The sequence below is a fragment of the Ruegeria sp. BJ5 genome (assembly GCF_056537865.1).
This window is the reverse complement of record NZ_JBQFSH010000003.1, coordinates 585,584-601,100: the sequence shown is the minus strand read 5'-3', so window position 1 is coordinate 601,100 and position 15,517 is coordinate 585,584. Positions and strand designations below refer to the sequence as shown.

The window sequence follows — 15,517 nt, the reverse complement described above, 5'->3', positions numbered from 1 at the left end:
GGACAGCCCCCTGCCCCAACCTATCAGAAATCCAGGTCGGCGTAATGGGCGGGCGGGCGGAAGCCCGGCACCTGATCCGCCAGGATCGACCGGAAGGCCGGGCGTGACTTGATCTTGGCGTACCAGTCCTTGACCACCTGGCTGCGGTTCCAGTCCACGTCCGAAATGTAATCCAGCGACGACAGGTGCGCGGCAGCGGCAAAATCGGCCAATGTCATCTGATCTCCGGCCAGCCAGCGCCGCTGATCCAGCAGCCAAGCCATGTAGTCCAGATGGAATTTGATCGCCCGCGCGCCTTCCTTGACGTTCTTGCTGTCGGGATAGCCCTGACCGGTCACTTTCTTGTTTACCCGCTCGTACAGCAGCTTGGATGTCACCTCGTGGTGGAATTTGTCATCAAACCAACTGACCAGACGGCGCACCTCGAGCCGGGCTTCCGGAGTTTTCGGCATCAATGCGGGTTCCGGCCGCGTTTCTTCGATGTATTCGCAGATCGCCGCGCTTTCTGACATCACCCGGCCATCCAGCCGCAGAACCGGGACCTTGGCCGCAGGGTTTCTGCGCAAGAAGTCCGGGGATTTTTCCCAGTACTTTTCCTCGACCAATTCGACTTCGATCTTCTTTTCCGCCAAGGACAGGCGAACTTTTCGACAAAAGGGGGACAGGGGAACGTGAAACAAACGCGCCATGTGGATCCATTCGAACCAATTGAGTACCGCTCAGCAATAGCCGCTGACGGGCAGAAGTTTCAATCCTCGAAGCAATCTGCGCGACCATCTGCGCGGATGGTGGCCGCTCCATCGCGGATCGCGGCGGCTCGTCTGCGGGTGTAAACCGACGGGTCCGTGACCGAACGGTTGCGCGGTGACGGAAGGATTGCCGCCAGACGCGCCGCCTGCACCGGGCTGAGTTGGGCGGAACTGACACCAAAATTCTTCCGGGCGGCCGCCTCGATCCCGAACAGGCCCTCACCGGTCTCAGCCACGTTCAGATACACCTCGAGTATGCGCTTCTTGCTCCAGAAGATTTCGACGACCGGGGTCATGGAGGTCTCAAGCGCCTTGCGCACCCAACTGCGCCCCTGCCACAGAAAGACATTCTTGACCACCTGCTGAGAAATGGTCGACGCCCCGCGGTTGCCACCATCTTCAAGCGCATCGCGGATCGCGTTCACGTCAAAACCCCAATGCAGGCAGAAATTCGCATCCTCGGCCGCAACGACCGACCGGGCCATGTGCGGAGACATATCCTCGATCGCGACCCATTCCCGGTCCACCTTGCCCAGGCGGCGCCACTCGGACCAGATCGTATGGGTGATCGGCGGGTTGACCACGGTGTAAAGCAATACAAGCGCCACGAACGCCGCGGCCAGGGCACCGATGACACGCAGTACCCACCGCCGAATCCGAACGATGAGCGTTTCCGTTTTCCGAGACCGGGTTGCCTTTTTGGACTTACCGCGGGATTTGCGCGCTGCTTTCTTCGCCATGTTCCTGCTATACGCCGCAGCACCGGTATTTGGAACGGAATTATGACGCGATCAGCCGCCCTTCGCGCGGGCGCACCACCGGACGAGCGGTTTTCGGACCACCATCTTCCACCACTCCCAATTGCGGGAACAGGCGCAACAGCTCGGCTTGGGTTTCCCGGTCAGACCGCGTAGCGGCGTGACCGGGATAGTAGCTTTCGCTTTTGGCGCCGTTGGCGATGACGATCTCGTGCTGGTCGAACAACAGGTGGAAATACTCGATCTCGCCGCCTTCGACCGGGGTCACCGTCGTGCCATTGACCAGGGAATGTGCGGCAATCAAAACCTCGGGGTGGCCGTAGAAATAAGCCGCGCGCCAATCGTCGATCAGCATCCGGTGCTGCGGCGAGAACAGAGTGTCACGGTCCAGTCCCAGAACCCCTGCGGCAAAGCGGATGGGTGCGGCGTTGCCCTCGGCCGCAACGGTGGTTCTGCCGACCCAGATCAGAGCCTGCGCGCCTTTGTCGACCGTCGTGACCAGGTCACCGGGCTGCAGATCCTCGACGCGGCGCAACCCATCCGGAGTCTTTATCATCGTTCCGGCGGTAAAACACGGCGGCCCAAGCTCACCCGGAACCACAAGGGGACCCTCGGTATTGACGAAAGTCGTCGAGACAAGCGTCCCCTCTTGCAGCACCTGACCGTCCGTCGGGGTGAATACCCTACTGCCATCAGCCAGATAGAATGTGATTCCCGTGTAGGTGACGTTGCCCACACCGGACACGTTGATCGTCACCGTATCGCCCGGCCAGGATCGGGTAACATCGATGCCGTTGACAGAGTCATTGTCGGAACTGTCGATATCGCCATCGTCGTTCTGGTCGACCAGATTGTACTTCTCAACCGTCAGAAGGGTCCCCGTTGCCGGCGGGCTGGCCGGATCCATGGCAAAGAACTGGTCAAGATAGGTCGTGGGCATGCGACGACTCCCAGGCGTAATTGGTGGCAAGCGGAAGCATTGGCGAAATTTCCAAACTTTCCGTGTACAGGCCTAGCGACACACAATGTTTTTTCAAGAAATCCGGAAACGGGGGGACACAAAACGAAAACCCCGCGTGTCTTTTCAAACACGCGGGGCAGGTTTCACAGGCAGTCTTACTCGGCCGGAACCGCCGCTGCCTCGTGGCTCAGCGGGTGGCTGAGCTTGTTCAGCATTTCCTTCGGACAGACCTGCAGGAAGTTCGACAGCTCGACATCCCAGTGCTGCAGGATGTCGGCGGCCTTGCGGCTGCCGGTTTCCGCTGCGTGACGTTCTATCAGCGATTTCAGCTGGGTCTCCCAATGCTCGACCGTTACGGGGCAGGTCACCAGGGTTTCCATGTTCATCAGCAGCTGCGCCTTGCCTTCGGGGTCGTACAGATAGGCCATGCCGCCCGTCATCCCCGCGCCAAAATTCGCGCCGATGTCACCCAGGATCACCGCAACGCCGCCGGTCATGTACTCACACCCGTTCGAGCCGCAGCCCTCGACCACCACGGTGGCACCCGAGTTGCGCACGGCGAACCGCTCACCCGCACGGCCGGCCGCGAACAGGTACCCGTCGGTCGCGCCGTACAGGACCGTGTTGCCGATGATTGTATTCCGGTCGGCCTGCAGCGGGCTGACCTGCGGCGGGCGTACGACGATGGTGCCGCCCGACAGGCCCTTGCCCACATAGTCGTTGGCGTCACCCGACACTTCCAGTTTGAGCCCCGGCGCGGCGAAGGCGCCCAGCGACTGACCGGCCGAGCCCTGCAGCTTGACATGCAGGTGGTCCGGCTGGAACGTGTTGCGCATTCCGAAATTCTGCACGATGTGGCTGGACACGCGGGTGCCCACTGTCCGGTGCGTGTTCTGCACGGCATAAGACAACTGCATCTTCTCGCCATCTTTCAGGAACCGCGCCGCGTCGCGCACGATTTCAGAGTCCAGCGTATCGGGCACCGCATTGCGCGGCTTGTCACGGTCATAGACGATGTTCTGTGCGCCATCGACGGTGATCAGCAGCGGATTCAGGTCCAGATCGTCCAGATGCGCCGACCCGCGGCTGACCTGCGCCAGCAGATCGGCCCGGCCGATGATCTCGTCCAGCGACCGCGCGCCGATGCTGGCCAGAATCTCGCGCACTTCCTGCGCATAGAAAGTGATCAGGTTCACCACCTTGTCGGCATTGCCGGTGAACTTCGCGCGCAGGCTCTCGTCCTGCGTACACACGCCCACCGGGCAGGTGTTCGATTGGCACTGGCGCACCATGATGCAGCCCATCGCAATCAGGGCGGCGGTGCCGATGCCGTATTCCTCGGCCCCCATCATCGCCGCCATGACGATATCGCGCCCGGTGCGCAAACCGCCATCGGTGCGCAGGGTCACCCGCTCGCGCAGGTTGTTCATCGCCAGAACCTGGTGCGCCTCGGTCAGGCCCATCTCCCACGGCAGGCCGGCATATTTGATGCTGGTCGCGGGCGATGCCCCGGTGCCGCCATTGTGGCCCGAGATCAGGATGATGTCGGCCTTGGCCTTGGCCACCCCGGCGGCGATCGTGCCCACGCCCGAGGACGCCACCAGCTTGACCGTCACCTTGGCGCGCGGGTTGATCTGCTTGAGGTCATAGATCAGCTGCGCCAGATCCTCGATCGAGTAGATGTCGTGGTGCGGCGGCGGCGAGATCAGCGTCACGCCCTTGGTCGAGTGACGCAGGCGCGCGATCAGATCGGTGACCTTCATGCCGGGCAGCTGGCCGCCCTCGCCGGGCTTGGCACCTTGGGCCACCTTGATTTCCAGCTCTTCGCACTGGTTGAGGTATTCGGCGGTCACACCGAACCGGCCCGAGGCCACCTGCTTGATCTTGGCCGAGGGGTTGTCGCCATTCGGCTCGGGCACGAAGTGTGCGGGATCTTCCCCACCTTCACCCGAGTCGGATTTCGCGCCGATCCGGTTCATCGCCACGTTCAGCGTCTTGTGCGCCTCGGGGCTGAGCGCGCCCAGCGACATGCCCGGCGTGACGAACCGCTTGCGGATCGAGGTGATCGACTCGACCTCCTCGATCGGGATCGGCTTGCCAAGCGGTTTGAAATCCATCAGGTCGCGCAGATGGATCGGCGGGTTGGCCTGCATCTTGGCCGAATACTGCTTCCACAGCTCGTAAGAGGCGCGGTTGCAGGCCATCTGCATCATGTGCATCGAGGTCGCTTCCCACGCATGGGTCTCACCCGATTTGCGGGCCTTGTAGAAGCCACCGATGGGCAGAACGTCCAGGCCACTCTCCCAGCCTTTGGCATGGATTCCTTCGGCTTTGGACTGAATGCCGGTGACGCCGATGCCCGAGATCCGGCTGGTCATGCCGGGGAAATATTCGGCCACCATGGCGCGGCTCAGGCCCACGGCCTCGAAATTCAGGCCGCCGCGATAGGACGAGATCACCGAAATGCCCATCTTGGCCATGATCTTCAGCAGGCCCTGGTCGATCGCCTCGCGGTAGCGCGCGACGTTTTCGGTCAGGCTGCCTTCGAGCAAGCCGCGTTCGATCCGGTCGGCCAGCGAATCCTCGGCCAGATAGGCGTTGACCACGGTCGCGCCACAGCCGATCAGCACCGCGAAATAATGCGGGTCGATGCATTCCGCCGAACGCACGTTGAGCGAGCAGAAGGTCCGCAGACCCTGACGGATCAGGTGCGAATGCACCGCGCTGGTGGCCAGGATCATCGGCATCGCCACTTTGCCGGGGCCGGAATACTGGTCGGTCAACACCAGGTGACCCGCGCCAGAACGCACGGCCTCCTCCACCTCCGAGCGGATGCGCGCCAGCGCGGCGCTCAGCGCGCCGGTGCCGGGTTCGAAGGTACAGTCGATCTCGGCCAGCGGCGCATCGAAATTCGCCACCAGTTCTTCCCACTGGGCGTTGCCGACAAAGGGGCTTTCCAGCACAACGATCTCGGTCTGGCTGCTGTCCTCGTCAAGCACGTTCTTGAGGTTGCCGAACCGCGTCTTCAGCGACATCACGCGGTATTCGCGCAGGCTGTCGATGGGCGGGTTGGTCACCTGGCTGAAGTTCTGGCGGAAGAAATGGCTGAGCGGCCGGTACTGTTTGGACAGAACCGCCGAAGGCGTGTCGTCGCCCATCGAAGCGATCGCCTCTTTGCCGTCCTCGGCCATCGGTGCAAGGATCTGCTCCAGCTCTTCGACCGTGTAGCCCGCCGCGATCTGGCGCTTGCGCAGCTCTTCACCCGAGAACAGCGGCTTTTCAGTCACCTTGGCCAGCTTTTCGTCCAGATCGTTGATCTTGCTGACCCAGTCCCCGAACGGCAGCGTCGCGGCCAGCTTGTCCTTGATCTGCTTGTCGCGATACAGCTTGCCCTTCTTCATGTCGACGGCCAGCATCTGGCCGGGGCCCAGCGCGCCTTTCTCGACAACGCTGGCCTCGTCGATCGGAACCATGCCCGCCTCGGACCCGGCGATCACCAGTCCGTCGCCGGTGACCACATAGCGCATCGGACGCAGGCCGTTGCGGTCCAGCCCGGCGCAGACCCAGCGCCCATCCGTCATGGCCAGCGCGGCAGGGCCGTCCCACGGCTCCATCACCGAGTTGCAGTAGGAATACATGTCGCGCCAGGCTTGCGGCAGTTCCACCGCCTGTTTCGACCAGCTTTCCGGCACCAGCATCGTCTTGGCCATCGGGGCCGAGCGGCCTGCGCGCACCAGAACCTCGAACACCGAATCCAGCGCCGCCGAATCCGAAGACCCGCCCGCGATGATCGGCTTGATGTCTTCGGCATAGTCGCCAAAGGTCGCCGAGGCCATGCGGATCTCGTGGCTTTTCATCCAGTTGATGTTGCCCTTCAGCGTGTTGATCTCGCCGTTATGCGCTAGCATCCGGAACGGCTGCGCCAGCCACCATTGCGGGAAGGTGTTGGTCGAATACCGTTGGTGATAGATCGCAAAGGCCGACTCGAAACGCTCGTCCATCAGGTCGGGGTAGAACACGGCGACCTGCTCGGCCAGCATCATGCCCTTGTAGATGATCGACCGGCAGCTGAGCGAGGCCAGGTACAGACCCGAAATCCCCGCGGCGGCGGCGGCTTTCTCGATCCGGCGGCGGATGACGTACAATTCGCGCTCGAACGTGTCCTCGTCGACGCCCTTGGAATTCGAGATCAGGATCTGCTCGATCTCGGGCCGGGTCGCGTTTGCCTTTTCGCCCAGGCAGGTCACGTCCACCGGCACATGGCGCCAGCCATAGATGTAATAGCCCATCCGCAGAACTTCGGTTTCCACGATGGTCCGGCAGCGCTCCTGCGCGCCGAAATCGGTGCGCGGTAGGAACACCTGCCCCACGGCGATCAGCTCGTCCATCTTGGGCTCGTGCCCGGTGCGGCGGATCTGGTCATAGAAGAAGGGGGCCGGGATCTGCACATGGATGCCCGCGCCGTCGCCGGTCTTGCCGTCGGCATCCACCGCGCCGCGGTGCCAGATCGCCTTGAGCGCATCGATCCCGGCCTCGACCACCTTGCGGCTTTTCTTGCCGTCAACCGAAACCACCAGACCGACCCCGCACGAGGAATGCTCTTCCTGCTCGGAATACAGGCCATTTTCGGCCATCCACTTGCGCTTGGCTTCCTCGGCCCGGACCCAATCGGCATCATATTTCGTCATTGGCTGTCTCCTTCTTCCGACGGGGCGTACATGGCCATGACCTCGGCTTCGGTCATCTGGCGGCGTTCACCTGCGAACGCGTAACCCTCGGGCTTTTTGTCGATGTAAAGTTCAAGTTTCAGCGTGTTGCCGGCCGCGTTGTCGAACAGGCCGGCCGCGATCTGTGTCTGGCCGTGCATCTCGCCCGGCAGGGTGATCCGGTACCACAGTGCCGAGCCGCATTCTTCGCAGAAGGCACGTTCGGCCCAGTCGGACGAGGTGAAGGTCTTGACCGGCCCCAGCGCCGCATAGCCCGGCTGGGCCGGAAAGGTGACCAGCGCGCTGCTGGTCCAGCGGCGGCACATGTCGCAATGGCAGGCGCCCAGCGTGTCGCGGGCGGGGGTCGCGGTCACGGTGACCGCGCCGCACATGCATTGGCCTTGCAATTCAGGCATCCTGTCCCTCCTGTCGCTGGGCTGCGGTGTCACTCGGCCGCAAGCGCGGCCTTGCTGTTGAACCGGTCGATGATGGCCTGCGCGCAGTCACGCCCGTCGCGGATCGCCCAGACCACCAGCGAAGCACCGCGCACGATGTCACCGATGGCATAGACGCCGTCCATCTCGGTCTCGCCGGTTTCGAACGCGGCCTTGATGGTGCCCCAGCGGGTCACGGGCAGGTCGGGCTGGCCGAACAGGGTGGGCAGGTCCTCGGGCTCGAAGCCCAGCGCTTTGATGACCAGATCGGCCTCTTCGACGTAATCTGCGCCTTCGATGACTTCGGGGGCCTGGCGGCCGGTGGCATCGGGCTGGCCCAGGCGCATCTTCTGCACCATCACGCCGGTGACCCGCTCATCGCCAACAAAACCCTTGGGCGCGCTGAGCCATTCAAAGATCACGCCCTCTTCTTCGGCGTTCTGGGTTTCGCGCTGTGAACCCGGCATGTTCGCCCGGTCGCGGCGATACAGACATTTGACCGAGGTCGCACCCTGACGGATCGAGGTGCGGACGCAATCCATCGCAGTATCGCCGCCGCCGATCACGACCACCTTCTTGCCCTTGGCGTTCAGGCGGCCATCGTCGAACTCGGGAACCTCGTCACCAAAGCTTTTGCGGTTCGAAGCAGTCAGGAAATCGATTGCCTTTTCGATACCGGGCAGGCCACTGCCGGGCATGGTCAGATCCCGCGACTTGTAGACGCCCGTCGCAATGATCACGGCGTCGTGTTTTGCGTGGATTTCGGCGAACTTGGCAGAGTCGACGTCACAGTTCAGTTCAAAAGTGACGCCGCCCTCGGCCAACAGGTCGTTGCGGCGCTGAACTACGTCCTTTTCCAGCTTGAAGCCCGGAATACCGTACATCAGCAGCCCGCCCGCGCGGTCATAGCGGTCATAGACCGTGACCTGAATCCCGGCCCGGCGCAGCATGTCCGCCGCCGCCAGGCCACCAGGCCCGCCCCCGATGATGCCCACGCTTTCGGGGCGCTCGGCGGTTGGAGCAACAGGTTTGACCCAGCCTTCTTCCCACGCGGTGTCGGTAATGTACTTCTCGACCGCACCGATGGTGACAGTGCCATGGCCCGATTGCTCGATCACGCAGTTGCCTTCGCACAAGCGGTCCTGCGGGCAGATACGTCCGCAAATCTCGGGGAAGGTATTGGTGGCCTGGCTGGTCTGATAGGCTTCTTCCAGCCGTCCGGTAGCGGTCAGGCGCAGCCAGTCCGGGATGTTGTTGTGCAGCGGACAGTGCGACTGACAGTACGGCACACCACACTGGCTGCAACGGCTGGCCTGCTCGGCGGCTTTTTCGGCAGCGTATTCGGCATAGATTTCATGAAAGTCCGCTCTGCGATCGGTTGCGGCGCGCTTTTCAGGCATGTCACGATCGATCTGCACAAATTTCAGCATCGGTTGCTTGGCCACGGTCAGACTCCATGAATTGGCTTGGTCGGATTTCTTTATGCGAAGGCAATTCGGATGAAAAGTCAATTGTACTGACCTAAATTGGAAAAAATCGGAAAGATCGATCTCTTTCGGCGACTTTCTGTGCATTTTTAGGGCCACTTCGGACCTAAATCCTGGCTTTCCTTTTGCTGATCGCGCTTATACGCCTTGAATGCAAAGAACACGGGCGCAAACACGGGCGGGCAGATGAGTTTTTTTCAGCTGATTCTGGTGGCGATCATCCAGGGGATCACCGAGTTTCTGCCGATTTCGTCATCAGGCCACCTGATCCTGCTGCCCAGCCTCACCGGAATGGAAGACCAGGGGCTGGCCATCGACGTCGCGGTGCATGTGGGCACATTGGGCGCGGTGGTTCTGTATTTCTGGAGCGACGTGAAATTGGCCCTTGCGGGCCTGCCACGTGCTTTGCGCGGGCGCATCGACACCCCACAGTCTAGACTGGCCTTGGCGTTGATCGTAGCCACCATCCCGACCGTTATCGTAGGTGCCATCTTGCACCTGACCGGCCTCAGCAGCGCGATGCGGTCCGTGGCAGTGATCGGGTGGACGATGCTGGGCTTCGGATTGCTGCTGTATTGGATGGACCAGAAAGGCCCCCAGACCAAAGAGGCTGCCGATTGGGGGCTGCGAGACGCGGCTATTTTGGGTCTGTGGCAGGTCCTGGCGCTGATTCCCGGCACCTCGCGGTCGGGGATCTGCATCACCGGCGCGCGGCACTTGGGGTATACCCGCGAGGACGGCGCGCGCATCGCGATGATGATGTCGATCCCCACAATCATCGCCTCGGGTGTGTTGCTGTCGCTGGACGTGATCGGGCAGGCCAACGCTCAGCTGGCCAAGGACAGCGCCATTGCAGCCGTATTCGCCTTTGTTTCGGCCCTGTTGGCGCTGAGCCTGATGATGCGTCTGCTGCGCAGCGTCAGCTTCACGCCATATGTGATCTATCGCGTGATTCTGGGTACGATCCTGCTGATTGTCGCTTACAGCTGATCAGATGCGCAGGTTCCGGGCCGAGTTCTGGATGTCGTCGTACTGACCCGACGGGCGGAATTTCCACAGGTATTCCGGCAGAACCGATTCCAGCGAAGCAGGCTCGATCCCCAGATCGGCGAAACCTTTCGCTCCTTCGGACACCACATTGTCACGGCGCAGGTTCTTCAACTGGTCGCGGGTCAGGATGTTGTTCGGAAACAGCTGGAAGCTGATGAATTTCAGCATGTCCAGAACCCCGGCCATGATCCGCCCACCCCAGAACGGCAGACCGATGATGATGCGGCGGCGGTGGATCACCTCGAGCATCTGCTGCATCAGTTCGCGGAAGGTCTTGGCCTCGGGTCCACCCAATTCGTAGACACCCGGTGCGGCCTGACCCAACACGCCCTTGACCACGGCCTGCGCCACATCATCGACAAACACCGGCTGGAACGGGGTGTCGGCGCCAAAGATCGGAAGAAAGGGCGAGATACGGGTCATGCCGGCGAAACGGTTGAAGAACTGATCTTCGGTCCCGAAGATCACCGAGGGCCTCAGGATCACGGCATCGGGCATATGGGTCAGCACAGCAGCTTCGCCCGCAGCCTTGGTGCGTGCGTATTCGCTGTCGGAATTCGCGTCAGCACCGATGGCCGAAATATGGACCATACGGGAAATGCCTTGCTCGGCCGCCAGACGGGCGATGCGGCCCGCGCCTTCGTCTTGCACGGCGCCAAATCCATTCTTGCCCAGTTCGTTCAGAACGCCCACGCAGTTGACGACCGCATCGGCACCATGCATCGCACTGGCCACCGAGGCATCGTCGCGGATATTGCACAGAATTGGCTCGACCTGGCCGACGACGCCATAGGTCTTGACGAAGATCGCCTCGTTCGGACGGCGGACCGCCACCCGTACACGCCACCCTTCGTTGGCCATGCGTCGCGCGATATAGCGGCCGACGAATCCCGATCCACCGTAAATCGTGACCAGTTTGGACATGGTTGGGCTCCTGCTGTGTAGGTCTTGTTCCGATCTACCGCTCCAAAGCCCGGCAAACAAGGCGCAATAACGCCGCGCATCAGGCAAAAAACATTGCCGGAACCGGCGGGATCGCGCCGCGGGAAGGTGGCCGAAAAAAAACTTTCGAAATTCCGTTCGAATCCTGTTGACGCCCTCGGCGAGTAGGCTTAAACGCCCCTCCACGACACCTGCCCAGGTGGCGGAATTGGTAGACGCGCTAGCTTCAGGTGCTAGTGTCCGTATGGACGTGGAGGTTCGAGTCCTCTCCTGGGCACCATAACTCATGTACAATATTTAACTAACCCGTTGTTTCTGTTAAGTTTACTAGAGAAACAGGTAGTTTCTCGTGCGGCAGCTGTATCACATTTTGTAGCACACTAGGGTCTTTTTGCGTGTTTCCTTGTCGCCACATGGCAAGCAGAAATTCCTACCTAAACAAAGCCCAGAATCGATGCAAAGATGGTCGGAATGCTCCAAGCCCACCTCTGCACTTATTGATGAAAAGAAGCCACTCACTTGTTAATGCTGAGAGCTTCAAGAAAAAAAATGCCGCCGACGAGACGTCAGCGGCATTCAGGATGTTGGTGAGTTAATGGGAAGCTTGGGCTGCAAGCTAACCCATGTTCGCGATAGCTCGTATTCTGGACATCGTATCTAGGTTTTGACGCCGGTCGTTGATTTCTCGCTCAAGTCTTTCAAAGATTGGTATGTAAAATTCACCGTCTGCCCGACTTTGAATAGCCTTTGCTACATAGATCTTGTAATTTTCTAAGTCTTTTATCGAAACCTGCATGGGCTGTGCCTCTATTGTTGTCGTGCCCAGTTTTAAACTTTGTCAGGTTTATCAAATGTTAAGGTATTTGTGCCTTTGGCTTGGTCGATGGTTTGCGGCGTCATATCGGTAGCAGGCTACCATTCCGGCACCTTCAATAAGGCAAACGCTCCGGAACGCCACGATGACCTCCAAAAATTGGACCTCGATGCCCCCAGTGATGGATTGGACCTACATAGTCTGAAGTCCCATATTTTACTGGCATTTTTTGGGCGGTATTGGTTATTGGCATACTTTTGGCAAACCGGTTCGTGCTAGCGGCGTTTCGGCCGAAGATCGGATTGCTAGATTCCGTACGCTTTCTGCGCATACTCCAACACAAAATTGCATACGTACAAAACTACGCAAACTTCATGCATTCGATGAAACTGAGTCTGGAGATTTGAGAGCATTGCTGCCTCCTGAACTTTAAGCATTACATGGTGTGTATTGTGTGTATGATGATTCGAGTGGTGTGTCAACATTTGACGCACAGTGTGTATAGTGGTAGCTATGCGTTATGGAAAAACTGTCAGATACACCTCCTAAGAGGTTGCAAATACTAATGACCGAAGATGAGCTGGCACTCATTCGAAAGTATACTCACCAGAATTCGATCTATGGACGCTCTGCTGCGATCCGGGCGCTTGTGGCAGCAGGTTTAAAGGCGGAAGAGGCTGCTGGTCGTTTTGATCCGAGAGAAAAATAGGCGGCAAAACGGGCCGTTGAAAAATGTGTTCTTAACTCAACAATTTGGTTTCTTTTAGACGAAGTAATTGGGGGACGACCTAAGATTTAGTTTTTGTTCGCTTTTGAAACCGCTGGAATACAGATGTTTTCCATAAGATGTCGCTGATACTCTAGGCTCAAGAAAATCTAGACAATCATCAAGGCAAAGTTACCTGTCTTTCTCTGGCGCTATTAACGCGAACGGCAGTTTCCAGACATTCTCTGCGAGTGCGCCCGCGCCCTTGTCTCGATGAGGAAGCGGACTTTCCGTCAGAGTGCGCGTACAAACCCTGCTTGCTGTCGCCCGTTGGTTTCGAGGAAAGACAGCTCAAACTGGAAAAGGCAGGTGTCTAAGAAGTTTGGAGCACCTCACCACTCAGCTTTATTACGGCGCTATGCAAAGGTGCATGTTCGTGCGATTTACGTTATGCTTATGTTTTCATTCGGCTTCCTGACTTAATAAACGCGAGCAAAAATGGCACGATTTAACCCACATGAAGAAAGCGCAGAAGCCGTTTACGCAGCAGCTGAAACCTGGCTTGACACCTGCCTCCTCGGTGACGGCTCAATCTTCTCTTCTAATAACAATCTATGGACCAAAGAGCTCCTCGACGAGCTCGATGAACGTTTTGTCCAGAACCTGGACGCGGGAGAAGGTGACTTCTTTGAGAAGCTAGAGGCGCAGCTTTCCGGTGGCTCGCCGCAGTGTAAACAGCTTATGTCAGAGCTTCACTGGCTCATACTGCTGTTCGCTTCACGCATCTCAGAACCCAAGAAACGGAAAGATGTTCAGCTAATTTGGTCATGGTCTGGAGAAACTCTCCCAGAAGACCAGCCGATGCTTTCCGATGCTACGTTGGGCGGCCTCGGGCACACAGGCACAGCATACAACACTCACCGTTGGCGTGAGTTCGTTTTCGCAATCAACGCATTGCGTGAATTCAAGACGAAACCCCCGGAGGAACAAACACAGCTTGCGTCATCATCTTGGGACTTCGCTCGTTGGCTAACCTCGGTCTCTGATGGCGAAAACCGGCAGTTTAGGCACATCCTTGCCAACCTACTGTTCCCAGATGACTTCGAGCGCATAAGCACTGCTCGCGACAAGCACGCAATCCTTGCGGCCTTTGAGGACGTTCCTCTTAAAGACGTACGGAAGCGCGATCTCGTCGAAATCGACCAATCGCTGAAAGAGCTTCGGCAAAGCCTCGAAGGCGAACTGGGCAAACCCATCGATTTCTATATGGAAGGTGTCGTCGAACGGTGGAAGCCATCTCCGGACGCTGTTGTCACACCTCCGAAGAAGGCAGATGCCAGAAATGGAGATGACGGTAGCGTTAAGCGACCTGCCTCACGTTCACTCAATACAATCCTTTATGGGCCTCCGGGGACCGGAAAGACCTATGAAACCGCGAAGAGGGCAGTTTTGATATGCGATGGTCATGCCCCTACGAAACGTGAAGATGTCATGAAGCGATATGACGAACTCTATCAGGAGCGACGAATTGAATTTGTCACATTCCATCAGAGTTACAGCTACGAGGAGTTCATCGAGGGACTCCGGCCCGAAACTGGCAACGATGATGATACGGATGGCGTGCAGTCGGCAGGGTTTAGGCTGGTTGCTCGTCCAGGGGTACTGAAGCGCATCGCGGAGCGGGCACGACAGCGCCCTGCAAAGGCGAACACTCAAGCGGATTATTCTGACCGGCGAATATTCAAGGTGTCGCTGGGTCGAGCATGGGACCCTGAGGACGAAGACATTCGAACCGAGGCTTATGAAAAGGGTTTAGTCTCTCTGGGCTACGGCGGCAAGATCGACTGGTCCGACCCCAAATTCGGAAGCTACAACGCCGTCTATGATCGTTGGCGTGAAGAACCGGGTGAGGAAGAAGCAACGGGCAAGAACCCAAACATCGAGATGCTCAACCAGCTACGCAACAACATGCGGCCTGGTGATATCGTCATTGCCAGCCAGGGTAACAAAAGGGTTCGTGCGGTCGGCGTCGTGTCCGGCCCATACAAATTCGATCCCGATGCTCGTTACCATCACCGCAGGGAAGTTGAATGGCGTTGGCAGGCGGACGACGACAGTGGCATCGAGGTCGACGACATATACGCGAGCAATTTCTCGCAGCAATCGATCTATCAGCTGTTTCCCAACAAGATTAACTGGCCCAACCTGCTCGCATACCTTGAGCCCGCAACGACCGATGCCCCGCACCCTCCCCATGTGTTGATTATCGACGAGATCAACCGGGCCAATATCTCCAAGGTCTTAGGCGAACTGATCACGCTACTTGAAGAAGACAAGCGAGCGAGTGCTCTCAACGAATTGACTGTTACGTTGCCTTATTCGGGGGATCGCTTCACGCTCCCACCGAACCTGCACATTGTTGGGACAATGAACACTGCTGACCGGTCGATTGCACTGCTCGACACTGCCCTCCGTCGCCGTTTCCGCTTCGAAGAGCTTCCCCCCAAGCCGGAAATTCTTAGCGACATCGTGGTTGAAGATATCGGTTTGGACAGCGTGCTTGAGGCAATCAACAAACGCCTCGAATGGTATCTCGGCGCAGATCATCTGATTGGCCACGGATACTTCACGAGCGTCGAAAGCTTGGAGCAGCTAGACGAGGTGATCGCTAACAAGATCATCCCGCTTTTGCGAGAGTACTTTCACGAGGACCTCGGTCGCGTGCGGGCTATTCTCGGAGGTGGAAACGCCTTCCTTCGCAGAGAGCGCATCTCATCCCCACCCGGTGTCGATGATGCCTACGAGGATGAACGGTTTAGATATGTCGATAACTATCTTGAACTCGGTCAATACGGGCGTGAGGCCTATGAGGAACTGATCAGTTCTGTGCAGCAGCAGACGGGCTGACCA

General features: G+C 58.9%; 10 protein-coding genes and 1 tRNA gene. 4 read left to right on the top strand and 7 right to left on the bottom strand.

Features of this window, described 5'->3' with window-relative positions; translation table 11 throughout:
- Nucleotides 1–23: 23 nt before the first annotated feature.
- From fzlA to ACR0NY_RS13610, 6 genes are all read right to left on the bottom strand, one after another.
- Nucleotides 24–689, bottom strand: coding sequence for an FtsZ-binding protein FzlA (gene fzlA / locus ACR0NY_RS13635; RefSeq protein ID WP_170368951.1), 666 nt, complete (start codon nt 687–689; stop codon nt 24–26).
- Between the two features lie 59 nt (nt 690–748).
- Nucleotides 749–1,489, bottom strand: a complete 741-nt coding sequence (gene mtgA, locus ACR0NY_RS13630) for a monofunctional biosynthetic peptidoglycan transglycosylase (protein WP_170340590.1) — start codon at nt 1,487–1,489, stop codon at nt 749–751.
- A 40-nt stretch (nt 1,490–1,529) separates the two neighbouring features.
- On the bottom strand, nt 1,530–2,447 hold the full coding sequence (locus ACR0NY_RS13625) for a Hint domain-containing protein (protein WP_170340591.1): 918 nt from the start codon (nt 2,445–2,447) through the stop codon (nt 1,530–1,532).
- A gap of 176 nt (nt 2,448–2,623) precedes the next feature.
- A complete protein-coding gene (gltB, locus tag ACR0NY_RS13620; protein WP_170368952.1) occupies nt 2,624–7,156 on the bottom strand; it encodes a glutamate synthase large subunit in 4,533 nt (1,510 codons plus the stop codon).
- On the bottom strand, nt 7,153–7,590 hold the full coding sequence (locus ACR0NY_RS13615) for a GFA family protein (protein WP_170368953.1): 438 nt from the start codon (nt 7,588–7,590) through the stop codon (nt 7,153–7,155). Before ACR0NY_RS13615 ends, gltB begins: the two co-directional genes overlap by 4 nt.
- Before the next feature lie 29 nt (nt 7,591–7,619).
- Entirely contained in the window at nt 7,620–9,053 is a 1,434-nt protein-coding gene (locus ACR0NY_RS13610) for an NAD(P)-dependent oxidoreductase (RefSeq protein ID WP_170368954.1), read from the bottom strand.
- A gap of 228 nt (nt 9,054–9,281) precedes the next feature.
- On the opposite strand from ACR0NY_RS13610, the gene ACR0NY_RS13605 reads away from it, so the two are divergent.
- Entirely contained in the window at nt 9,282–10,085 is an 804-nt protein-coding gene (locus ACR0NY_RS13605; protein WP_170368955.1) for an undecaprenyl-diphosphate phosphatase, read from the top strand.
- Here ACR0NY_RS13605 and ACR0NY_RS13600 read toward each other — a convergent pair whose 3' ends face one another.
- On the bottom strand, nt 10,086–11,069 hold the full coding sequence (locus tag ACR0NY_RS13600; RefSeq protein ID WP_170368956.1) for a complex I NDUFA9 subunit family protein: 984 nt from the start codon (nt 11,067–11,069) through the stop codon (nt 10,086–10,088). It abuts the gene before it with no gap.
- A gap of 211 nt (nt 11,070–11,280) precedes the next feature.
- On the opposite strand from ACR0NY_RS13600, the gene ACR0NY_RS13595 reads away from it, so the two are divergent.
- The 3 genes from ACR0NY_RS13595 to ACR0NY_RS13585 all read left to right on the top strand — a co-directional run bounded on the left by ACR0NY_RS13595 (nt 11,281) and on the right by ACR0NY_RS13585 (nt 15,514).
- Nucleotides 11,281–11,367, top strand: a tRNA-Leu gene (locus ACR0NY_RS13595).
- Nucleotides 11,368–12,466: 1,099 nt separating this feature from the next.
- Nucleotides 12,467–12,610 carry a hypothetical protein gene (locus ACR0NY_RS13590; protein ID WP_170368957.1) on the top strand — a complete coding sequence of 48 codons (144 nt, stop codon included), beginning with the start codon at nt 12,467–12,469 and terminating at the stop codon, nt 12,608–12,610.
- 495 nt (nt 12,611–13,105) lie between these two features.
- Nucleotides 13,106–15,514, top strand: coding sequence for an AAA family ATPase (locus ACR0NY_RS13585; RefSeq protein WP_093963818.1), 2,409 nt, complete (start codon nt 13,106–13,108; stop codon nt 15,512–15,514).
- Nucleotides 15,515–15,517: the final 3 nt, after the last annotated feature.